This is a genomic window from Bacteroides galacturonicus, assembly GCF_003096855.1.
Classification (GTDB): Bacteria; Bacillota; Clostridia; order Lachnospirales; family Lachnospiraceae; genus Lachnospira; species Lachnospira rogosae.
In genome coordinates this window covers 379,590-401,040 of record NZ_QEOA01000005.1, presented here as the reverse complement: position 1 = coordinate 401,040, position 21,451 = coordinate 379,590, and the positions used below count along the sequence as shown (strand labels likewise).

Annotated in this window: 22 protein-coding genes and 1 riboswitch; of the genes, 21 read left to right on the top strand and 1 reads right to left on the bottom strand. The window is 37.5% G+C overall.

Annotated elements, in window-relative coordinates:
- Positions 1-529 precede the first annotated feature (529 nt).
- The 21 genes from C7390_RS08755 to gatB all read left to right on the top strand — a co-directional run bounded on the left by C7390_RS08755 (position 530) and on the right by gatB (position 20,471).
- Positions 530-1,132, top strand: coding sequence for a class I SAM-dependent methyltransferase (locus C7390_RS08755; RefSeq protein WP_116444014.1), 603 nt, complete (start codon positions 530-532; stop codon positions 1,130-1,132).
- On the top strand, positions 1,093-2,280 hold the full coding sequence (locus C7390_RS13740) for an HNH endonuclease domain-containing protein (RefSeq protein ID WP_172677793.1): 1,188 nt from the start codon (positions 1,093-1,095) through the stop codon (positions 2,278-2,280). Before C7390_RS08755 ends, C7390_RS13740 begins: the two co-directional genes overlap by 40 nt.
- A gap of 138 nt (positions 2,281-2,418) precedes the next feature.
- Positions 2,419-2,874 carry a YaiI/YqxD family protein gene (locus tag C7390_RS08745; RefSeq protein ID WP_055176437.1) on the top strand — a complete coding sequence of 152 codons (456 nt, stop codon included), beginning with the start codon at positions 2,419-2,421 and terminating at the stop codon, positions 2,872-2,874.
- A gap of 5 nt (positions 2,875-2,879) precedes the next feature.
- Positions 2,880-3,098, top strand: coding sequence for a hypothetical protein (locus C7390_RS08740; protein ID WP_055176434.1), 219 nt, complete (start codon positions 2,880-2,882; stop codon positions 3,096-3,098).
- A gap of 1 nt (position 3,099) precedes the next feature.
- Entirely contained in the window at positions 3,100-3,213 is a 114-nt protein-coding gene (locus C7390_RS13735; protein WP_318295633.1) for an arsenate reductase family protein, read from the top strand.
- Complete coding sequence (locus tag C7390_RS13915; protein WP_456362882.1) at positions 3,214-3,495, top strand: arsenate reductase family protein; 282 nt, start codon at positions 3,214-3,216, stop codon at positions 3,493-3,495.
- The gene (locus C7390_RS08730; RefSeq protein WP_116444013.1) at positions 3,496-4,023 is read left to right on the top strand and encodes a GNAT family N-acetyltransferase; all 528 of its coding nucleotides are present in this window, start codon (positions 3,496-3,498) and stop codon (positions 4,021-4,023) included. It abuts the gene before it with no gap.
- Positions 4,024-4,195: 172 nt separating this feature from the next.
- Positions 4,196-5,137 carry a DUF1848 domain-containing protein gene (locus C7390_RS08725; RefSeq protein ID WP_116444012.1) on the top strand — a complete coding sequence of 314 codons (942 nt, stop codon included), beginning with the start codon at positions 4,196-4,198 and terminating at the stop codon, positions 5,135-5,137.
- A 61-nt stretch (positions 5,138-5,198) separates the two neighbouring features.
- Positions 5,199-5,789: a nitroreductase family protein gene (locus C7390_RS08720; RefSeq protein ID WP_090140241.1), complete on the top strand. Its 591-nt coding sequence runs from the start codon at positions 5,199-5,201 to the stop codon at positions 5,787-5,789.
- 142 nt (positions 5,790-5,931) lie between these two features.
- Complete coding sequence (locus C7390_RS08715) at positions 5,932-6,747, top strand: class I SAM-dependent methyltransferase (RefSeq protein ID WP_116444011.1); 816 nt, start codon at positions 5,932-5,934, stop codon at positions 6,745-6,747.
- A gap of 70 nt (positions 6,748-6,817) precedes the next feature.
- A complete protein-coding gene (locus tag C7390_RS08710) occupies positions 6,818-7,261 on the top strand; it encodes a GNAT family N-acetyltransferase (protein ID WP_116444010.1) in 444 nt (147 codons plus the stop codon).
- Positions 7,262-7,705: 444 nt separating this feature from the next.
- A riboswitch (cyclic di-GMP riboswitch) is annotated at positions 7,706-7,781 on the top strand.
- A 141-nt stretch (positions 7,782-7,922) separates the two neighbouring features.
- Entirely contained in the window at positions 7,923-8,183 is a 261-nt protein-coding gene (locus tag C7390_RS13725) for a hypothetical protein (RefSeq protein ID WP_318295631.1), read from the top strand.
- A gap of 81 nt (positions 8,184-8,264) precedes the next feature.
- Positions 8,265-11,117, top strand: a complete 2,853-nt coding sequence (locus C7390_RS08700; protein ID WP_318295630.1) for a transporter substrate-binding domain-containing protein — start codon at positions 8,265-8,267, stop codon at positions 11,115-11,117.
- An 18-nt stretch (positions 11,118-11,135) separates the two neighbouring features.
- Positions 11,136-11,564, top strand: coding sequence for a GNAT family N-acetyltransferase (locus C7390_RS08695; RefSeq protein ID WP_116444008.1), 429 nt, complete (start codon positions 11,136-11,138; stop codon positions 11,562-11,564).
- 747 nt (positions 11,565-12,311) lie between these two features.
- Positions 12,312-13,730: a magnesium transporter gene (gene mgtE, locus C7390_RS08685; RefSeq protein ID WP_116444007.1), complete on the top strand. Its 1,419-nt coding sequence runs from the start codon at positions 12,312-12,314 to the stop codon at positions 13,728-13,730.
- A gap of 121 nt (positions 13,731-13,851) precedes the next feature.
- On the top strand, positions 13,852-14,376 hold the full coding sequence (locus C7390_RS08680; protein WP_116444006.1) for a nitroreductase: 525 nt from the start codon (positions 13,852-13,854) through the stop codon (positions 14,374-14,376).
- A gap of 121 nt (positions 14,377-14,497) precedes the next feature.
- Positions 14,498-14,800: a Dabb family protein gene (locus C7390_RS08675; RefSeq protein ID WP_055306774.1), complete on the top strand. Its 303-nt coding sequence runs from the start codon at positions 14,498-14,500 to the stop codon at positions 14,798-14,800.
- Positions 14,801-15,424: 624 nt separating this feature from the next.
- Positions 15,425-17,170, top strand: a complete 1,746-nt coding sequence (gene aspS, locus C7390_RS08670; protein WP_055176409.1) for an aspartate--tRNA ligase — start codon at positions 15,425-15,427, stop codon at positions 17,168-17,170.
- A gap of 101 nt (positions 17,171-17,271) precedes the next feature.
- On the top strand, positions 17,272-17,565 hold the full coding sequence (gene gatC / locus C7390_RS08665; RefSeq protein WP_022502781.1) for an Asp-tRNA(Asn)/Glu-tRNA(Gln) amidotransferase subunit GatC: 294 nt from the start codon (positions 17,272-17,274) through the stop codon (positions 17,563-17,565).
- 14 nt (positions 17,566-17,579) lie between these two features.
- Positions 17,580-19,025, top strand: coding sequence for an Asp-tRNA(Asn)/Glu-tRNA(Gln) amidotransferase subunit GatA (gene gatA, locus C7390_RS08660; protein WP_116444005.1), 1,446 nt, complete (start codon positions 17,580-17,582; stop codon positions 19,023-19,025).
- A gap of 15 nt (positions 19,026-19,040) precedes the next feature.
- On the top strand, positions 19,041-20,471 hold the full coding sequence (gene gatB / locus C7390_RS08655) for an Asp-tRNA(Asn)/Glu-tRNA(Gln) amidotransferase subunit GatB (protein ID WP_116444004.1): 1,431 nt from the start codon (positions 19,041-19,043) through the stop codon (positions 20,469-20,471).
- Between the two features lie 424 nt (positions 20,472-20,895).
- Here gatB and C7390_RS08650 read toward each other — a convergent pair whose 3' ends face one another.
- Positions 20,896-21,267, bottom strand: a complete 372-nt coding sequence (locus C7390_RS08650; RefSeq protein ID WP_318295629.1) for a PilZ domain-containing protein — start codon at positions 21,265-21,267, stop codon at positions 20,896-20,898.
- Between the last annotated feature and the right edge of the window lie 184 nt (positions 21,268-21,451).

The window sequence follows — 21,451 nt, the reverse complement described above, 5'->3', positions numbered from 1 at the left end:
GATGTAAACACAGTAAACCAGCTATTGACATATTCAAAGCAGGCAGAGGCAGGAATACACCAAAAAGCAATACAGATGTTGCTTGGAGCAGGAAAACACACTTATTACAACAGTATCCATTTCAAGTGCATTTTTGGGGAATATGAAGCAGGGACATAAAAGATAGTAAATGTGATATGTAACATATAGTGTATTTAATACATATACAGCAGTATTGTAGATATTATCAGAATAAAGAGAAATAACTGAAATCCTATGTTTATAAATTGAGAGATGTCTTAATTATAAACATAGGATTTTGTTATATGGCAATACAATAGAAGAGTGTCAGGAAATACTTAGTGAGCAGGGGTGTAATGCTGATGAAAATAGCATCATGGAAATGTAGTAGTACTTTTAAATTAAAAAGGCTCTAAGATTTGATGTGAATTTTATAATGAATTATGTTTCCATATTTTTAAAGCAGCCTTTAGTGTAACTGGTATTTGTGTTATAGTAATGATAACAAAACATCAGGAAGTAAGAAAAAATGAGTGATAATAATACATTAGATTACTACAACCAGCATACAGCAGATTTTGTCAATACAACTCAAAATGTGGATTTCCATGAAATACAGGAACCTTTCCTATCGTTTTTGCCTGCGAAAGCAAAAATATTGGATTTTGGATGCGGTTCAGGAAGAGATACTAAGTATTTTATAGATAATGGATATGAAGTTGATGCAATGGATGGTTCAAAAGAATTATGTAAGGCAGCAACAAAGTACACAGGTATTCAGGTACAGTATATGCTTTTCGAGAATTTTAATGACAGTAATATATATGATGGTATATGGGCATGTGCATCAATTCTTCATTTAAAGAAATGTGAATTGTCGGATATGATAAAAAGATTATATAAGGCACTTAAGGAAGATGGTGTGATATATATGTCTTTTAAGTATGGCGATTTTGAGGGCGTAAGAAATGGAAGGTATTTCACATATCTTACAGAGGAAAGTTTTGATATGTTGATGGAGCCTATAAATGGATTTAAGAAAGAAAAAATCTGGGCAACAGGTGATGTAAGAGAAAACAGGGGTACGGAGCAATGGCTGAATATTATACTTCGCAAGGTGACAACCATTTAATAGTTGAACAAAAATATTACAACATGCTGGATATAGAAGGATTTTCACAGATGATGAAAGATCCGTCATATTGTTATAAGTTCTACTGGCTTGAGGCTATTGTTCATCTGATTTCAGAAAATGTTTATCAGACAACATTTGATGAGATAATAGATGAAATGATATCAAATGCATGGTATTCAGTAAGAGAGTTCCATATACATCTTAGTGGAATACAATCTGATGGAATGGTAAGGGACGGGCTTGAAAGGGCAGTAAATTTGTTATCTGAATACAGCAGCTTACCTGCTAATGCATCAAAAGTAGAAATAAAAAATGCAATCAAAGAATACAATAATGAACTTAAGGCGGTAAAGGAACAGCTTACAAATATGGTTCCTTACAGGGCTTTGTCAGGATTCTTTTCAAAAAGTGATGAGCCTGCGGACTGGGGAAGTGTAAAAAGACTGACTGCATATATTAAAAAGATCAATCAGATGATTGTGCCATTACCTTATATTCTTGGAGACAGCAGCAAATTAAAAAAAGAAGTATATTTTAATCCTGACTGGGTTTTAATGATACAGGATAATACAGTAAATATACTTGGCTGGATTCAGTATGAAAAGGTTAAATGGCTGCAAAACAACAATCCGGAAGTACCGGGATTAGTATATAAACTGGCACCTATGGATGAAAAGATGCGAAAGTTACCGCATGTAAGAAAACTTTGGGAAGGAATACTTGATGTATGTGAGGTAAGAGATGTATTTACAGGTAAACTGGTAGATGAAAAACAATATGACATAGATCACTTTATACCATGGTCATTTGTAATGAATGATGAGTTGTGGAATCTGATGCCAATGGACTCTTCACTCAATTCCTCTAAGAATAACAAGCTTCCTAAGTGGGAACCTTTCTTTGAAGTATTTGCTGGCAATCAGTTTATTATGTATGAAAAAATATATGAAAAGCCGGAATTACATAAACTCTTTGAAGCTTGCTACAGAGATAATCTGCATTCTATATGGGCTGTAAGGGAACTGTATACTGCAGGAAAAGGTAAACCGGAATTTTGCCACATATTAGAAAAGAATATGCAGCCGGTATATGATTCTGCGAGACGTCAGGGATATGAAATTTGGAATAGGGACAAAGTACAATAATATTTGAAAGTACGAGATAGACCAAATTACAGATGAAGAAATCAATATAGTTTTGAGTTATTTGAGGATGCTTATATTAAGAGATGGTATAAGCTGTCAACTGATTTAAAAATCGATTAATTGTTAAAAGAGGTAATAATGCACATATATGTAGATGCGGATGCATGTCCTGTCATACGGATAGTAGAGAACATAGCTAGAAAATACAATATAGAAACAACGCTTATATGTGATACTAATCATATGCTTACATCCGATTATAGTGATGTAGTAACAGTAAGCGCAGGGGCTGATGCAGTTGATTTTAAGCTGGTTAACTTATGTACGCGTGATGACATAGTTGTTACACAGGATTATGGGGTTGCAGCTATGGCGTTGAGTAAGGGTGCATATGCAATTCATCAGTCAGGAAAGTGGTATACTACCGACAACATAGATCAGATGCTTATGCAGAGGCACATAACTAAATGTGCGAAAAGAGCAAGCAGTAAAAACCATATAAAGAGACATAAAAAGAGGTCAAATGAGGATAATATTCATTTTGCAGAGTCGTTTGAAAAACTTGTGCTGTTGGCACAGACAAAGAAAGGGTAATGTAAATGGGATTATTTAGTAAGAAAAAGATAGTGCATTCTTATGATAAAGATAGCAAAAGACCAGTAATTAAGGCCAGTATATGCACTGGTGAACAGGTAGCTGGATTTAAGGATATTCATACAGGTAAGATAGAAGAGGTTATGCTGATTAGGAGTGAGGCAGACCTTGATAATTTCAAGAAAATGTATGGAATTAACGAAAAAATAGAAAAGGAATATTAAGATGAACATTCAGATATTTGGAACTAAGAAATGTAATGATACAAAAAAGGCAGAGCGTTTCTTTAAGGAGAGAGGTATTAAGTACCAGTTTATTGATATGAAAGAAAAAGGGTGAGTGTCGTCCGGTGGACGACTTGCTACGAACCGACCGAGCCGGAAGGCGAGACTGAGCAAGGGCGAATTTAATTCAGTTGCTCAGGTTAATGGTGGACTGGAAAATATGATTAACTGGGAAAGTAAGGATAAAGATACCCTTGCACTTATCAAATACACGGCAGATGAGGATAAATTAGAAAAGGTGCTTGAAAATCCACAGGTTATAAAAACGCCGGTAGTAAGAAATGGCAGGGCATCAACTCTTGGATATCATCCTGATATCTGGAAAGTGTGGGAATAAATGGAATTTGGGTTAGCAGATATAGAAGATTTTAATGAAATACAGAAACTTTACTGGAATCTTATTAATAAAAGCAGTAATGAGCCTTCATTTCCTGGCTGGAAATGCGGTGAACATCCGTCAGATGATTTTATAATGGCAAGTATTGTGCAAAAGGAAATGTATGTAATAAGAGATGAAGGACAAATAAAAGCATGTGCGGTATGTAACTGTATATCAAATGATGAATATGAAAAGGTAAAGTGGCAGGTTACTGACAGAGGAAGCAATGTCTTAGTTATACATGCACTTGCGGTAGGATATGAGTATCGTGGCTGTGGTACAGGCAGTAGGCTGCTAAAAGATATACTTGCTGTGGCAAGGAATAATAAATATGAAGCGATACATTTAGATGTCATTGACAATAACGAAGCTGCCAAGAGATTTTATAAAAAGGCAGGATTTAAGTATATTTGTACTCAGAACATTTTCTATGAAGTAGTAGGAAACAGGAATTTTGAGATGTATGAATATGTGATTATTGTATGAATTTTAGAAGTTCATATAACAGGAAGTTGTGTGGTGAGGATATATGGTATTGAAGAATGATATATGAACAGCAGAGCAATATTCTGTATATTGAATGAAAAACAGAGCGTATATAAATAAGAGGGCAATGTGCAGAGAAGAGATACAGATAGAATATTAAGAGGTTACTGAAATGATTATTCAGACAGGAATGAGAACAGATATTCCAGCATTTTATCCAGATTGGCTGATGAACAGAATACAGGAAGGATATGTCTTAGTTAGGAATCCGTACAATCCTGTGCAGGTGACAAAATATAGTCTTTCTAAAGAGGTTGTAGATCTGATTGCTTTTTGCACGAAGAATCCGGAGCCTATGCTTATACATATGGATACATTGAAGCAGTATGGGCAGTACTGGTTCGTTACAATTACACCATATGGAAAAGAGATAGAGCCTAATGTACCAGATAAAAAAATAGTGATGGATAGTTTTAGGCGCTTATCAGACATCGTAGGGATAGACAGCATCGGCTGGAGATATGATCCAATTATGGTTGATGCCACACATACGGTAGAATGGCATATTTCTGAGTTTGAAAAAATGGCAGCGACATTGAGTGGATATACAAGAACATGTGTAATAAGTTTTATAGATATTTATAAAAAGGTGGAACGCAATTTCCCAGAGGCAATGGAAGTAAGTCATAATGATAAAATCACGATTGGAAAAGCCTTTATTGAGATTGCGTCACGATATGGTATGACTATAAAACCTTGTGCAGAGGGAAATGAACTGGCAACATATGGAGCAGATTGTTCTGGCTGTATGACAGTGGATACCTTTGAGAAAGCACTTCATAACAGATTAGAGATTCCAAAGGGAAAGGTTAATCAGAGGAATGGGGCTTGTGTCTGTGTGCTTGGTGTGGACATAGGTGCGTATGATACATGTGGACATTTATGTAAATATTGTTATGCAAATGCAGATAAAGCATTAGTGAGAGCAAACATGAAAAAACATAATCCGGAATCTCCATTCTTAATCGGTGAGAGTATGCCAGGAGATGTTATACACGAAGCGATACAGAAAAGCTGGATTGACAGGCAGCTACGGTTTGATTATTTTTATTAGATTAAGTGTCCTTACAGGATACAGATATTCATATAGAATAAGTGAGAAAGAGTAAAAAATTATGATAAAGGAAATAGAAGATAGAAGAAGCATAAGAAAATATAAACCAGATAGAGTTAATAAAACCATGATTGAAGATATGATATACAGCGCTACACTTGCTCCATCTGCTAAGAACAGACAGCCATGGAAATTTATCGTATATCAGGGAGATGAAAAAGACAAATTGGTTGAAGTAATGCAGCAAGGTATTAATGCAGAAAAGATCAGCCATGAACTAATGCCAGAATGGGTATTTGCAATACCAGATGCTGAGAATACTGTAAGAATCATGCAGGAGGCACCATGTCTAATTGCTGTGCTTAATACTAATCAGAAGACACCATTTTCTGGCATAGAAAATGAAAAGAGAATTGTAGAAATCTGTGACTCATTATCTATAGGTGCTGCCATTCAAAATATGATACTTACAGCAACAGGGTATGGATTAGGTACTTTGTGGATTGCAAATACATGCTTTGCATACAATGATCTTGTTGATTTTATTGGAACTGACTGCCAACTGACTGGATTGGTTGCGGTTGGAATTGCGGATGAATCTCCAGATAAAAGACCAAGAAAACCATTTGAAGATATAATTGAATTCAGGTAGATGAGAGATTTCTCAGTTTAAGAAGTTTATGGGGTCTGTCTCCAAGACACTCCAAGACACGTTAATTTGAATTGTTTATTTTCATAAAATGTGTTACAATCAAGTTAGTCGCAACTAATTGTATTGTAAAAAAGGTAAATGTATGAGTGAAAGAATAAAACCTACTATCAGTGGCAGTGCTGAGACAATGCTCCAGAGCTTTTATGCCAGAGCCCAATATTCCAAAAGTAAACATAATAAATTCTATGATGCAAAGGCGGTAGAATTAGTCGACAAAATTGATTATGATTTTTCTACAGCGGCTAGGGATTCTACGATGGGGAAAGGGGTAATTGCCAGAACGGTAGTTTTTGATGAATTAGTAAAGAATTTTATAGAGAAAAATCCTGATTGTACGGTGGTTAATATTGCCTGTGGTCTGGATACGAGATTTTATCGCATGGATAATGGTAAAATCACCTGGTACAATCTGGACCTGCCAGAAACGATAGCAATCCGCAATCAGATTTTCGAGGAATCAGGACGTGTTTCTACGATAGGAATTTCTGCACTTGACCCTGCATGGTCAAAAGAAGTAAAAGTGCGGGGGAAAATGCTTTTTATCATTGAAGGATTATCAATGTATCTGACAGCAGAAGAAAACGGTAAGATATTAAAAATAATAAAGGACAACTTTGATAATGCATGTATTCTTATGGAATGTCTGGCAAAGGCATGGGTAAAGAAAGAAGGAATAGAAAAATCCATACAGCAAACAGGCTCAAAATTTGTCTTCGGTGCAGATCATTTTGAAGACCTTGGGAATATGACAACAGGGTATCATAAAATAAAAGATGATAATATTCTTCGTGGCATGGAGTTATTTTCATCTGCATACAGACTTTTGGCGTTATTACCTATTGCAAAAAAGGTTACGCAGAAGATTCTGGTATTTGAAAAGGACGAACAAAGCCTGTGAAAGAGTCTTTATACGTGAATGTAAAACCACACGTCTGATGTTAAAATTGAAATTTGACGGAGTAATAGATATGAAAATCCGAGAAGTGAATGAGAATAAAAAGCAATTTATAGCATTATTGTTATTAGCTGATGAGCAGGAAAATATGATTGATCACTATCTTGAAAAAGGTACTATGTATGTACTTGAAGATGGTAATGTAAAAGCTGAATGTGTCGTTACTGATGAAGATAATGGAATACTTGAAATTAAAAATATTGCAGTTGATCCTCAGAATCAAGGACAGGGCTATGGGAAAGCATTGATTGACTTCCTTGTAAGTAAATATGCAGATGAATATTCTATTTTGCAGGTTGGAACAGGTGACAGCCCGTTGACCATACCGTTTTATGAAAAATGCGGATTTGTCCGATCTCACAATATTCCGAATTTCTTTACGGACAATTATGACCACTCAATTTATGAGTGTGGTGTACAGTTAATAGATATGGTATATTTGCAAAGATGTTTATAACTTCCAGTTTACCAAGCCCTTTGAGAGAGGAGAAATCCTTTTCTCAAAGGGCTTTTTAATTTTACCGACATTCGTAAACTACAAGTAAAAGCCAAAACTTCATATACTCTAATCACAGAGGAAGTGGAGGTTTTGATATGAGTAACAGCTTAGCGGAAGTACATCCCGAATTGATTGCCTATTGGTCGGAAAAGAATTTGCCGTTGACTGTTGTTTAGCACATTAAATGTTACTCCATTCCTCATATTAAATGGGGTAAATATTGTCTAAGTAAGAGAAGCTATGTCACTTTCGTCCTGAATTATCCTGAAGTTATCCGGCTTTTTATATGCGGGTTCATTCCCCAGCTCCTTAACAAGTTAAAACGGTAATGTTTTTCTTGTGCACAGTAGAGCACTATAGTATAATGAAACCAGTTTTTTTGCATAAGTTTAAAAGCTATAATAAGGAAATCGGCAAACCAGATGAAAGTCTGGGACGCAAAGCTACAGGGCCTTTAAAATGGCAGCCAGTTGTATGAAATGACGTGCACTGTCTGTTTGACAGTGTTTTTTTTACGGAGTTATTTCACAGACGTAACAATAATGATTTTATCAGGAAAGAAATAGGCAAAGTATGAAAAAGGCAAAACGTTGTCTGATAGCAGTGGTGTCAGTATTCCATGGATCTTGGTGAAGACTGGTCTAATAATGAAATCATCCAGGCTGTGGCAATCGGTGAGTTTACAAACCTGGATGGTATTGAATGGCGAAACGGTGCAGAGACTGAAGCGGATGAATTTTTGATGCGTTTACCCGTGCGGAAAGTTCCATTACAAACAAAATACAGGGAACCGGACTTGGTATGGCTATTACTAAGAATCTGGTTGAGGAAATGGGAGGTACCATTGATGTGGTCACTGAACAGTGACAAATGGATTTGATGCGGCAGTGCAATTTTATTAAACCAGGAGGTTGACAGGGAGATGTATAGAGAAATATATTTGACAGACAGGAGATTTAATATGATTTCGAGAGCAAAGAAATATGTGGCAGTATTACTGGCTTTTGTATGCGTGTGTATGATATTTTCTCCACAGACTGCATATGCAGCCGAGGACAGTTCGCAGCATGAAACTGTCAAAGTCGGTTTCTTTGCCATGGATGGTTATCATGTGGTGGATGAAGAAGGCAACCGCAGCGGGTATGGCTATGATTTTCTTCGGCTGATGGCCCGTTATTGGGATGTAGATTACGAATATGTCGGATATGATAAGAGCTGGGATGATATGCAGCAGATGCTTGAAGATGGCGAGATTGATATGGTAACATCTCCCAGCAAAACACCGGAAAGAGAAGAAAAGTTTGATTTTTCACGTCCGATCGGAACCAATAATGGGATTCTGACCGTGCGCAGTGACAACAGCACGATTGTGGATGGCAATTACAGTACTTACAACGGTATGCGTGTGGCACTTTTTAATGGAAGCTCCGAGATAAAGAGTTTTGCGGATTTTGCAGGCAACAAAGGATTTACATATGATCCATTTTATTTTGATACGACAGCAGAGATGGAGGAAGCTCTTCAGAGTGGAAATGTTGATGCTATTGCTGCTAGTTCTCTGAGAAAAACAAACAATGAGCGTATCGTGGATAAATTTGACAGCAGCGATTTCTATGTCATGGTTAAAAAAGGTAATACAGAATTGCTGAATGAGATCAATTATGCAATCGACCAGATGAATGCAGTTGAGGGCGACTGGAAAACGACACTTTATAATAAAAATTATGAAAGCATAGAAACTAAGAATCTGGAATATACCAAGAAAGAAAAAAGTATTATTTCACAGTATTCCAAGGACAATCCGCTTCATGTTCTGTGTGATCCGACCCGTTATCCATATTCTTATAATGAAAATGGTGAGATGAAGGGTATTATCCCGGATCACTTCCGTAAAATTGCAGACTATGCCGGGATTTCCTATGAGTTTCTTACACCTGCCACCAGAGATGAGTATATTGCCTATCAGAAAAATAAGGATATTACAGATATTAGCATCGATGCACGCCTGGAAACAGATAACTATGCTGAGACGAAAAAATGGGGGATTACTGCACCTTTCATTACGATGCAGCTGGCAAGGGTGACACGGCGTGACTTTGATGGAAAAATTAATGTTGTTGCTACTGTTGACCAGACAGTAGCAAATTCAATTGCAGATGCAATGGCACCCGATGCAGAAAAACTGATGTGCAGTACCCGACAGGAAATGATGGAAGCTGTCCGTAAGGGTAAAGCAGATGCTGCCTTCGTCTACTATTACATGGCACAGGCGTTTGTGAACAGTGACACTACGGGAACCATGACATATACTATGCTGGAACAGCCTACATTCACCTACCGTATGGTAATTTCATCAAATGAGAACCATGCGCTGGCTGGTATTCTGACGAAAGCAATGTATGCCATGCCCAAAAATCTTGTTGAAGATCTTGCAGCACAGTATACCACATACAAAGCAACAGATCTGACATTTGTTGACTGGATCCGTCTGTATCCTGTTGTTACTGTTTTGGTTCTTCTTATTTTTGGATTGCTGCTGACTACTATGGCTGTGACAATGGCGCATCTTAGTGCAAGAAAAAAAGCTCAGAAGGCGGAACAGAAGAAAACTGAGGAAATGGCGGAACTGGCAGAGCATGCACAGGCTGCAAACAAGGCAAAAACAGCATTTCTGTCACATATGTCCCATGATATGAGGACACCGATGAATGCAATCATAGGATTTACCGGTATTGCAATGAAAAACAATCCGTCAGACGAAGTGAAAAATTGTCTGGAAAAGATTGACGAAAGCTCAGAGCATTTACTGTCGCTGATCAATGATATATTAGATCTGACCAGCATCGAAAGTGGAAAAGTGAATTACAATCCGGTACCGGCGGATGTGAAAAACATTACAGATTCTGTATTGGATATTACAAAAGGCTTTCTTACGAACAGGGATATCAACTTTAAGATTCAGCGTGAAGAAGCAAAGATTCCAAATGTACTTGCGGATCCTGCACGCCTGCGTGATGTGCTGGTCAATATTCTGAGCAATGCCGTGAAATTCACTCCGGATGGAGGGACGATTACATTTGAAGCCCAGTGTCAGGAAAAGGGTGGGGATGGATATATAAATATGCGTTACCGCATTTCGGATACTGGTATTGGCATGAGTGAGGAATTTACAAAAGAAGTTTTTGAGGAGTTTGCACAGGAAGATTCCGATGTGAGAACGCAGTACCATGGAGTTGGACTGGGGATGGCTATCGTAAAGAAGTATATATATATGATGGGTGGAACCATTTCCGTGCAGAGTAAAAAGCATAAGGGAACTACATTTACTGTCGATATTCCTTTGGAAATTACAGATAAGGAATGTAATAAGTCAGACACAGGTTTTTCTGAAAAGGTAAATCTTACAGGTGTGAATGTCCTTCTTGCAGAGGATAATGAACTGAATGCAGAGATTGCTACCGTGCAGTTGGAAGAGTTCGGGATGAATGTAGAAAGAGCTGTGGATGGAAAGAATGCCGTTGAGATTTTCAGAAATCATCCGGAAGGCACATTTGATGTAATCCTGATGGATATCATGATGCCTGAAATGAATGGTTATGAAGCTGTAAAAGTAATCAGGGCAATGAATGACAGACCGGATGGAAAAAACATTCCTATTATAGCAATGACAGCTAATTCATTTGCAGAAGATGTTCAGGCATCACTGGATGCAGGAATGAACGCGCATTTGTCAAAGCCGATTGTGATTGGTGAAGTTATAAAAACGATTTTAAGGTATGTAGATACTTCCACTTTTGGAACAAGAAATAAGTAGTAGTTAGGAGATAGAGAATTGGTAAGACAATACAGCGATAACGATATAGACGCAGTGATGCAGATATGGCTTGATACGAATATTCAAGCACATCATTTCATACCGTCCGATTACTGGCGTACTAACTGCAATATGGTAAGAGAAATGCTTCCTCACGCAGAAATATATGTACATGAGGATGACTGTACAAAGCAGATAGATGGCTTCATTGGATTGAATGATGACTATATCGAAGGTGTTTTTGTAAAAGAAACAATGCAATCAAAAGGTATCGGAAAACAACTTCTAAATCATGCAAAGGAATTCAAATCAAAATTAAAATTAAGTGTCTATCAGGAAAATGAGAAAGCAATCAAATTTTATTTACGTGAGAAATTTAGTATTCAATCCGAAAGTGTAGACGATAACACAGGCGAAAAGGAATTTATAATGGTATGGAATCGGTAGATTCATATTTGTCTGATTCGCAATAATTTAATAAAGTAAACCTCCAAACTGATGTAAGATAAAATTAATCAGTTTATTGGCCACATAATGGTTTACAGATGCATCAATAGCGCCAGCCCCTAAACCATATGGAACTGCAAAATGGTTTTGGTTACAGAATGCTTGCTGAGGCAATCAAAGCAGACCTGCAATATCGTATCAGTTGTCCGGTACTTCTTATCTGTGGCGAAAAGTATAAAGCGGGTTCAGCAAAAAGATATAATAGAAAATGGCATCAGAGGTTTCATTTCCGGCATTATTGCAGTCATATCGGTATTGGTAATATTAGCAGGAACCTATATGACGTCAAGTGAAATTAAAAACTGTAAATGAATAATGCTTGCAAAGAATGTAAGTATGTCCTGGTTGATTGTAACTAGTATATGAGAGGTATATGATAATATTTTACAATGATTTTAGTTGACAGTCAGAAAATGAGATTATACAATTAATTCGACAAATGTTAAGAGTATATATTGGGTATATTAGATTGGTGTGTTCAATATATTTTCTTAATATACAATATATTAAAAGTGAGGTGACGATAATGGACGGGCATGATAGTCCTCGAATAGGGAACAATGACATAGATTATAAGCCGACAAAGCTATTGTCTGCGTTTCTTAAGGGACGTGTGCAATAGTCTGTTAAAGTCGCGTATTTTCTAATCTTAGTCATTGTTCTTGCCATAATGAAAGGAGAATAATGATGAATAAGATTCTATCAAATGTAGTTATACATAAGGATTATAGCAAGGATATTGTTAGAGTCCTTAGAAGTAGTAAATCTGATGAATTAATCCGCAGGAAGTTATCTAAATATCACGAGAATGATATAGCAGATGCAATTAAGCTTTTGGACAAAGATACAAGAATAAGGCTTTACAAGATTCTTGGTGTAGACTGGACGGCAGAGATTTTCTCATATCTGGAAGATACACCTGAATACATTGAAGAATTTATGACAGAATTATCTGTAGATGAGGCGGCAGATGTCCTTGAAAAAATGGATGCTGATGATGCTGTAGATATTCTTGATAATGTATCAGAAGAAGAAAGACAGGCACTTATATCACATATGGAAAAGGATGCCAAAGATGATGTGTGTCTGATTTATTCATATGACGATGATGAGATTGGTAGTAAGATGACTACTAATTTCATATGCATAAACAATAAGCTTACAATAAAGGAAGCTATGAAAGAGCTTGTTGCACAGGCAGAAGAAAATGATAACGTCAATACAATATATGTGGTTGATGATAATAACATATATTATGGTGCAATAGATTTAAAAGATCTTATTGTAGCAAGAGATTACCAGAAGCTTGAGGATATAATAAGTACATCATATCCATATGTATATGCTCACGAAAAGATGAGCGAATGTATCGAAGATTTAAAGGATTACAGCGAAGATTCAATTCCAGTATTAAATAAAGACAAAGAAATAATAGGTGCTATCACATCTTCTGATATCATAGAAGCGGTAGATGAAGAGATGAGCGATGATTATGCAAAGCTTGCCGGTTTGACAGAGGAGAATGACCTTACAGAGGGGCTTTTTGCAAGTATGAAGAAAAGGCTTCCATGGCTTATTCTGTTACTGTTACTTGGTATGGGAGTATCATCTGTAGTTGGCATATTTGAAAATGTAGTGTCACAGCTTGCGATTATTGTATGCTTCCAGTCACTCATACTTGATATGGCAGGAAATGTTGGAACACAGTCACTTGCCGTTACAATCAGAGTTCTTATGGACGAAGATATATCAGCTAAGCAGAAGCTTGAATTTGTGTTAAAAGAGATGAGAATTGGTTTTGCTAATGGCTTACTGCTTGGTTCTATGGCATTTATATTACTTGGAATATATATTACCCTTGTTAAGGGCAAGCCAGTACATTATGCATTTGCAATATCGGGTTGTGTAGGTGTATCATTACTGCTAGCAATGCTTATATCAAGCCTTATTGGCGTGCTTACACCAATGTTCTTCCATAAGATAAAGATAGACCCTGCTGTAGCTTCTGGTCCACTTATAACAACAATTAATGATCTTGTTGCAGTTGTTACATATTATGGACTGGCTGCGGTTGTGCTTATCGGTATGCTTCATATAACAGGATAAATGATATATAAATGATACCAGAATTGTGGAAGTGCGTAGCACGGAACAATTCGTAGGTATCAAAGTCGGGGGCTTTTGACCCCGACATCATATAAATATAATTATAGAAAGGAAGCGCACTATGAGTGATATATTAGATGTTATTAAGACAAGAAGAAGCGTAAGAAAGTATAAAAATGATATGGTTCCTGCGGAGATTATAGATAAAATTATTGAAGCGGGAACATATGCGGCTACAGGAATGGACAGACAGTCGCCAATTATACTTGCAGTTACTGACAAGGAATTAAGAGATAAGCTTTCTAAGATGAATTCTAGAATAATGGGAAAGTCAGAAGATTTTGATCCATTTTATGGTGCACCAGTTGTGCTTGTTGTTCTTGCTGATAAGAGTATGCCTACATATATATATGATGGTACTCTGGTTATGGGGAATCTTATGCTTGAGGCACACGCACTTGGTGTGGATAGCTGCTGGATACATAGAGCTAAGGAAGAATTTGAGAGCGAAGAAGGCAGAGAGATACTTAAATCACTCGGCATAGAAGGTGATTATGAAGGAATCGGACATTGTATACTTGGTTATGTAGATGGAGAAGAACCTCAGTGTCACCCAAGAAAAGATAACTGGGTATACAGAGCATAGTTTTTAATATTTTGATGAAATTATACATTTAATAGTTTTGCAAATTGATATTTAACAGATAAAAATGCAGGAAAAAGAAATGGAAGAATAAAGAAACTGATAGAAAAGGAGATTAAGATATATGGTTAAACACGTTATATTGTGGAAGTTAAAGGAAGAACTTACAGCAGAAGAGAAGGAAAATGTAAAGGCAGGTATTAAGGAAGGTCTTGAAGGACTTGCAGGAAATATACCGGGTCTTGTAGATATAAAGGTTAATATCAATGGTTTAGCAACATCAACAGTAGATGTTATGCTTGATACAACATTTACAGATGCAGATGCTCTTAAGGCATACAGCACTAATCCGCTTCACGTTGCCATAGCAGATGGAAAGGTACGTCCATATACGGCAGTAAGATCCTGCCTTGATTATGAAGTGTAGAATTAATTATTGAATAGACTTCAGAAATTGAATCATAATAATTTTTAAAAATGGAAAAATAAAGTTATAGATTGACATGATTCATAAGGATATGCTATTATTTATCTATATGAATATATTAAAGACTGGGAAAGAGACTTCTTTTCATGGAACCTGACAGGAAAGTGATGCCACCGACTGAAAGCATACACAGGGAATTGTCAAGAGGAACACTCTGGAGTTGAATATCTGAATTATATCAATGCCCTTGGAATATGTTATGAAATGCGTATGCATGCAGCTGTTATAGACAGGCAGGTGATATATGTAGGTTATTACGTTGTACGCGTTAAGTACTTAAAGAGGAATGATAAGAAGCCTGAGTGGTTAAGTTATTGAAGACAAGTTTCTAGATGACAGCTATTCAGAGGCGGATTTCGTTCAATGCGGGTGGTACCGCGGATAATTATGTATTATTCGTCCCGGAATGCTGGTAAGGCATTCCGGGATTTTTTGCGTGCAGATAACGATTGCCACTAAGTTATATCGTTACAGCCTTTGCAGAAAGCAGGAACAATATATTTATCAGCTGCAACAAGACACACATTAACAATATAAAGCAATCAGAAAGGAGCTATTATCAAGATGGCAAACATTTACAGAGATGTCACATTACAGAATGTAAGTGAGAACGACATTGGAAAGCAGATGAAGGTATCAGGATGGGTTGAGAACATTCGTGATCACGGTGGAGTTTCATTCATCGATTTAAGAGATATGTACGGAGTATTACAGGTAGTTATCCGTGAACCAGAACTCTTAAAGGGTATTAAGAAGGAAGAATGTATCAGTATCGATGGTATTATGGAGCAGAGAGATGAGGAAACTTACAATCCTAAAATTCCATCAGGAACTATTGAACTTGAAGCTAAGAAGATTACAGTATTAGGACAGGTTTACCAGCAGGTTCCATTTGAAATCCAGACATCTAAGGAAGTAAGAGAGGATGTAAGACTTAAGTACAGATACTTAGACTTAAGAAACCCTAAGGTTAAGGATAATATGGTATTCCGTTCAAAGGTTATCTCATTCCTTCGTCAGAAGATGACAGATATGGGCTTCCTTGAAATCCAGACACCTATTCTTTGTGCTTCATCACCAGAAGGCGCAAGAGATTATATCGTTCCATCAAGAAAATATAAGGGCAAGTTCTATGCACTTCCACAGGCACCACAGCAGTACAAGCAGCTTCTTATGGTATCTGGTTTTGATAAGTATTTCCAGATAGCTCCTTGCTTCAGAGATGAAGATGCAAGAGCTGACCGTTCACCAGGAGAATTCTATCAGCTTGACTTCGAGATGAGCTTTGCTACTCAGGAAGAAGTATTTGCAGTTGGTGAAGAAGTGCTTACAGAGACATTTGCAAAGTTTGCACCAGAGGGTTCAGTTGTAACACAGGCTCCTTATCCAATTATAAGCTACAAGCAGGCTATGCTTGAATTCGGTTCAGATAAGCCAGACCTTAGAAACCCACTTAGAATTATAGATTTGTCCGATTTCTTCAATAAATGTACATTCAAGCCATTCCAGAATAAGACTGTAAGAGCTATCAATGTTCACGCTAAGCTTTCAAAGGGCCAGCACGAGAAGCTTCTTAAGTTCGCTACAGGAATTGGTATGGGTGGACTTGGTTACCTTGAGGTTCTTGAAGACCTTTCATATAAGGGACCAATTGATAAGTTCATTCCAGAAGAACTTAAAGGCGAAATCAGGGAACTTGCAGGACTTCAGGCAGGAGATACTATTTTCTTTATCGCTGATAAGGAAGATAAGGCTGCATTCTTTGCAGGACAGATTCGTAACGAACTTGGCACACGTCTTGATTTAATAGAGAAAAATGCATACAGATTCTGTTATGTAAATGACTTCCCTATGTTTGAAAGAGACCCAGAAACTAAGAAGATTGGTTTCACACACAATCCATTCTCTATGCCACAGGGTGGTCTTGAAGCACTTAATACTATGGATCCACTTGATATTCTTGCTTATCAGTATGATATCGTATGTAATGGTGTTGAATTATCATCAGGTGCTGTGCGTAACCATGATATGCAGATTATGGTTAAGGCATTTGAAATTGCCGGATATGATGAAGAAGTACTTAAGGCTAAGTTTGGAGCACTTTACAACGCATTCCAGTTCGGTGCACCACCACATGCAGGTATGGCACCAGGTGTTGACCGTATGATTATGCTTCTTAGAAATGAAGAGAATATCCGTGAGGTTATTCCATTCCCAATGAGTGGTACAGCACAGGATCTTATGTGTGGAGCACCTAATGAGGTAACAGAACAGCAGTTAAGAGAGGTTCATATTAAGGTCAGGGACTAATGGAAAAAATCCACTAATAAAAACAAAACAAAGATTTTTCCATACAGGATTTGCGCGTGAGGGCACAAACCTGTCTGACATAATAGAAAGGATGATATGTTATGGCTAATGTGATTAGTGATGAAACTATCGAATATGTAGGTATTCTTGCTAAGCTTGAGCTTTCTGAGTCGGAAAAAGAGGATGCCAAGAAGGATATGGCAAGTATGCTTGATTATATAGATAAGCTTGGCGAGCTTGATACAACAGGCGTTGAGCCTATGTCACACGTATTCCCTGTTAATAATGTTATGAGGGAAGATGTTGTTACTAACGGCGATGGAAGCAAGGCTACACTTGCCAATGCACCAGAAGCTAACGAATATGGATTTATAGTTCCAAAGACTGTTGAATAAGAAAGGGAAATGCTATGAGTTTATTAGATTGTACAGCCGTTGAACTTGCTGCAAAGATTAAGGCAGGTGAAGTGACAGCGGTAGAAGCTATGCAGGCTGTTGTTGCCCAGATTGAAAAGTCTGAAGACAAGCTTAACTGCTATGTGACATTTGACAAGGAAAAAGCATTACAGGCAGCAGCTAAGGCTGACGATGATATCAAGGCTGGAAAGCTTACGGGACCTTTAGCTGGTGTACCTTTTGCTATTAAGGATAATATGTGTACAGAAGGCATGCTTACAACATGTTCTTCTAAAATACTTGGTAACTTTGTTCCAACATTTTCTTCTGAAGCAGTTATAAGACTTCAGGAGGCAGGTGCAGTTATTATCGGTAAGACTAATATGGATGAGTTCGCCATGGGCTCAACAACAGAAACAAGTGCATTCGGAGCAACTAAGAATCCAAGAAATACAGAGCACGTTCCTGGTGGTTCATCAGGTGGTTCAGCTGCAGCAGTTGCAGCAAATGAATGCTTTGCGGCACTTGGTTCAGATACAGGTGGTTCTATAAGACAGCCTGCATCTTACTGTGGTGTTGTAGGTATGAAGCCTACTTATGGTACTGTCTCAAGATATGGACTTATAGCTTATGGTTCATCACTTGATCAGATAGGACCATTATGTAAGGATGTAACAGACTGTGCTACTATTATGGAGGTAATAGCAGCAAAGGATGATAAGGATTCTACATCAGTAAAGAGAGAAGATACAGCATTTACAAAGGCTTTAGTAGATGATGTTAAGGGACTTAAGATAGGTATTCCAAGAGATTACTTTGGAGATGGACTTGATCCTGAGGTTAAGGAAGCTGTTATGTCGGCAGCTAAGGTGCTTGAAGAAAAGGGTGCCATAGTTGAAGAATTCGACTTAAGCCTTGTAGAGTACGCTATACCTACTTATTATACAATAGCTGCCGCTGAGGCAAGCTCTAACCTTGAAAGATTCGATGGCGTTAAGTATGGTTACAGGACAAGTGAGTATGAAGGTCTTCACAATATGTATAAGAAGACACGTTCAGAGGGCTTTGGACCTGAGGTTAAGAGAAGAATAATGCTTGGTTCATTCGTACTCAGCTCAGGCTATTATGATGCTTACTATTTAAAAGCATTAAGAGTAAAGGCTCTTATTAAGAAAGCATTTGATGAAGCATTTGCAAAGTATGATGTAATACTTGGACCTGTTGCACCAACAACTGCACCTAAGATAGGCTCATCTTTAGCAGACCCTATCAAGATGTATCTTGGCGATATATATACAATATCAGTTAACCTTGCAGGTCTTCCAGGAATAAGTGTACCTTGTGGAAAGGACTCTAAGGGGCTTCCAATAGGTGTACAGCTTATAGGTGACTGCTTTAAGGAAAATAATATAATACGTGCTGCATACTCATATGAGCAGGCACGAGGAAGATTTGAATAAGGAGGAGGTCAGGCAATGAAAGATTATGAAGTAGTTATTGGTCTTGAAGTTCACGTTGAGCTTGCTACAAAGACTAAGATATTCTGCGGCTGTTCAACAGCATTTGGTGGAGCACCTAATACACACACATGCCCTGTTTGTACAGGTATGCCAGGCTCTCTTCCAGTTCTTAACAAGAAGGTAGTAGAGTATGCTATGGCGGTTGGTCTTGCAACTAACTGCTCTATAACAAGAGACTGCAAGTTTGATAGAAAGAATTATTTCTATCCTGATAATCCACAGAATTATCAGATATCACAGCTTTATCTGCCTATATGCCGTGATGGACATGTAGACGTAAAGCTTGAAGATGGAACAGAAAAGTCTATAAGAATCCACGAGATTCATATGGAAGAGGATGCAGGTAAGCTTATACATGATGAGTGGGAGGATGTATCCTATGTAGACTATAACCGTTCAGGTGTGCCTCTTATAGAAATCGTATCTGAGCCAGATATGAGAAATGCAGAAGAGGTTATTGCTTATCTTACTAAGTTAAGAAATACTATCCAGTATCTTGGAGCATCTGACTGCAAGTTACAGGAAGGTTCCATGAGAGCTGATGTCAATCTTTCTGTAAGAGAAAAAGGCAGCACTGAATTCGGTACAAGAACAGAAACTAAGAATCTTAACTCATTTTCAGCTATCCAGAGAGCTATTGAGGCTGAAACAGCCAGACAGATAGATATAATTGAAGCTGGTGGACAGGTTGTTCAGGAAACAAGAAGATGGAATGATGATAAGGAATATTCTTATGCTATGCGTTCTAAAGAGGATGCACAGGATTACAGATATTTCCCAGATCCAGACCTTGTACCAATCCACATAAGCGAAGAATGGCTTGATACTATTAAGGAAGCACAGCCAGAGTTTAAGGATGAGAAAATGCTTCGTTATAAGGAAGAGTTCGGAATTCCTGATTATGATATCAATATGATTACAGATTCTAAGAAGCTTGCTGATATATTTGAAGAAACAACAGCCTTATGCAATAAGCCAAAGAAAGTATCTAACTGGCTTATTACAGAGACTATGCGTATTTTAAAGGAAAAGAATATGGATCCTGAGGATATCACATTCTCACCTAAGAGTCTTGCAAGAATTATTGAGCTTGCAGATGAGGGCTCTATTAACAGTAATGTTGCTAAGGAAATATTCGAGAAGATATTTGACGAGGACATTGATCCAGATAAGTATATTGATGAAAATGGACTTAAGCAGGTTAATGACGAAGGTGCACTTAAGGCAACAGTTGAGAAGGTTATAGCTGATAATCCACAGTCAGTAGCTGATTACAGAGCAGGTAAGGAGAAGGCTATTGGATTCCTTGTAGGCCAGACTATGAAGGCTATGCAGGGTAAGGCTAATCCGGGTATGGTTAATAAGCTTTTAAAAGAGTTGCTGTAGATTTTGGGAATATGTTTAACAAAGACGATGTGGGAAGAGGCAAGGTGCAGAGTGCGGCGGACGGCGGACGGACGATTTGAGAAATCGGCGGAAGCAACAAAGACACGTTTGCACTGAGTGTCGCTCGCAGCGGTACTAAAGCGCTAAAGGACAGCGCTTAAGTGCCGGCGGCTCCCCATCGTCTTTTTATGCTTCCGCCGGTTTCTCCAATCTGTGTGTTGGCGGACTGCGATGTTGCGGGGCTGGAGTGGTGAACATATTTTGTTAAATGTATTTGGAGATAGACAGATAAACAGAAAGAGAGGGGTGTACCGCCTCTCTTTTTTGATGAAAATATACTAAAATATATATTTGGATTTATATGTTTGGGGTTATTCTGTGTGGGTTATTCCACTGTTTAGTGTGAATTATTTCACTTGGGTTATTAGGCTTGTGGGGGCTCGGTGTGTGAGCTGTAGTTGTCTACAGTGTCACCTGTGACGGGTGACATTCCTACGAATTCACAGCCGTATGCGTAGAGGTCTGAGTTATCTACTGGCTGACAGCGGATGATTTTGACAACACAGTTTATTGGGTCTTTTTCATCATCTAACTGTAACACAGCATCAAAATAGAAATCTAAAGGTAAAATGCTTTTTGAGCGAAAGCCGATTCCACCTTTTGATATATCAGTTATATTTATAGGTGAGTCGAGATTTCTTATATTGATGTAATCCTGCTTAAAAAGCTTAGACACATTTAATGTTAAATTCGCCTTGTGGCGGTTATAGCGTCTTTTTTCAATTCCATCATTCATAGTACAATCCTCCATCTACAATTGCGTATAATAATAATCTGAATACATAAAAAAGTTGAATAAATAAAACATATTGTATAAAGATTTTCTATAATAATACAATTTTTAAGAATAATATGCAAGTATTGTCTATTGATTTTGGTAGTGTACTGTTATATAATTTTTAGTTGTTGAGTGTATAATT

Coding starts and splice junctions, on each gene's coding strand:
- C7390_RS08710 (WP_116444010.1), top strand. CDS start 6,818: ATGAAAATCCGAGAAGTGAATGAGAATAAAAAGCAATTTATAGCATTA.
- mgtE (WP_116444007.1), top strand. CDS start 12,312: ATGAATAAGATTCTATCAAATGTAGTTATACATAAGGATTATAGCAAG.
- C7390_RS08730 (WP_116444013.1), top strand. CDS start 3,496: ATGGAATTTGGGTTAGCAGATATAGAAGATTTTAATGAAATACAGAAA.
- C7390_RS08725 (WP_116444012.1), top strand. CDS start 4,196: ATGATTATTCAGACAGGAATGAGAACAGATATTCCAGCATTTTATCCA.
- gatB (WP_116444004.1), top strand. CDS start 19,041: ATGAAAGATTATGAAGTAGTTATTGGTCTTGAAGTTCACGTTGAGCTT.
- C7390_RS13735 (WP_318295633.1), top strand. CDS start 3,100: ATGAACATTCAGATATTTGGAACTAAGAAATGTAATGATACAAAAAAG.
- C7390_RS13740 (WP_172677793.1), top strand. CDS start 1,093: ATGGCTGAATATTATACTTCGCAAGGTGACAACCATTTAATAGTTGAA.
- gatC (WP_022502781.1), top strand. CDS start 17,272: ATGGCTAATGTGATTAGTGATGAAACTATCGAATATGTAGGTATTCTT.
- C7390_RS08680 (WP_116444006.1), top strand. CDS start 13,852: ATGAGTGATATATTAGATGTTATTAAGACAAGAAGAAGCGTAAGAAAG.
- C7390_RS08720 (WP_090140241.1), top strand. CDS start 5,199: ATGATAAAGGAAATAGAAGATAGAAGAAGCATAAGAAAATATAAACCA.
- aspS (WP_055176409.1), top strand. CDS start 15,425: ATGGCAAACATTTACAGAGATGTCACATTACAGAATGTAAGTGAGAAC.
- C7390_RS08675 (WP_055306774.1), top strand. CDS start 14,498: ATGGTTAAACACGTTATATTGTGGAAGTTAAAGGAAGAACTTACAGCA.
- C7390_RS08755 (WP_116444014.1), top strand. CDS start 530: ATGAGTGATAATAATACATTAGATTACTACAACCAGCATACAGCAGAT.
- C7390_RS08740 (WP_055176434.1), top strand. CDS start 2,880: ATGGGATTATTTAGTAAGAAAAAGATAGTGCATTCTTATGATAAAGAT.
- C7390_RS08700 (WP_318295630.1), top strand. CDS start 8,265: ATGATTTCGAGAGCAAAGAAATATGTGGCAGTATTACTGGCTTTTGTA.
- gatA (WP_116444005.1), top strand. CDS start 17,580: ATGAGTTTATTAGATTGTACAGCCGTTGAACTTGCTGCAAAGATTAAG.
- C7390_RS08715 (WP_116444011.1), top strand. CDS start 5,932: ATGAGTGAAAGAATAAAACCTACTATCAGTGGCAGTGCTGAGACAATG.
- C7390_RS08650 (WP_318295629.1), bottom strand. CDS start 21,267: ATGAATGATGGAATTGAAAAAAGACGCTATAACCGCCACAAGGCGAAT.
- C7390_RS08745 (WP_055176437.1), top strand. CDS start 2,419: ATGCACATATATGTAGATGCGGATGCATGTCCTGTCATACGGATAGTA.
- C7390_RS13725 (WP_318295631.1), top strand. CDS start 7,923: ATGGATCTTGGTGAAGACTGGTCTAATAATGAAATCATCCAGGCTGTG.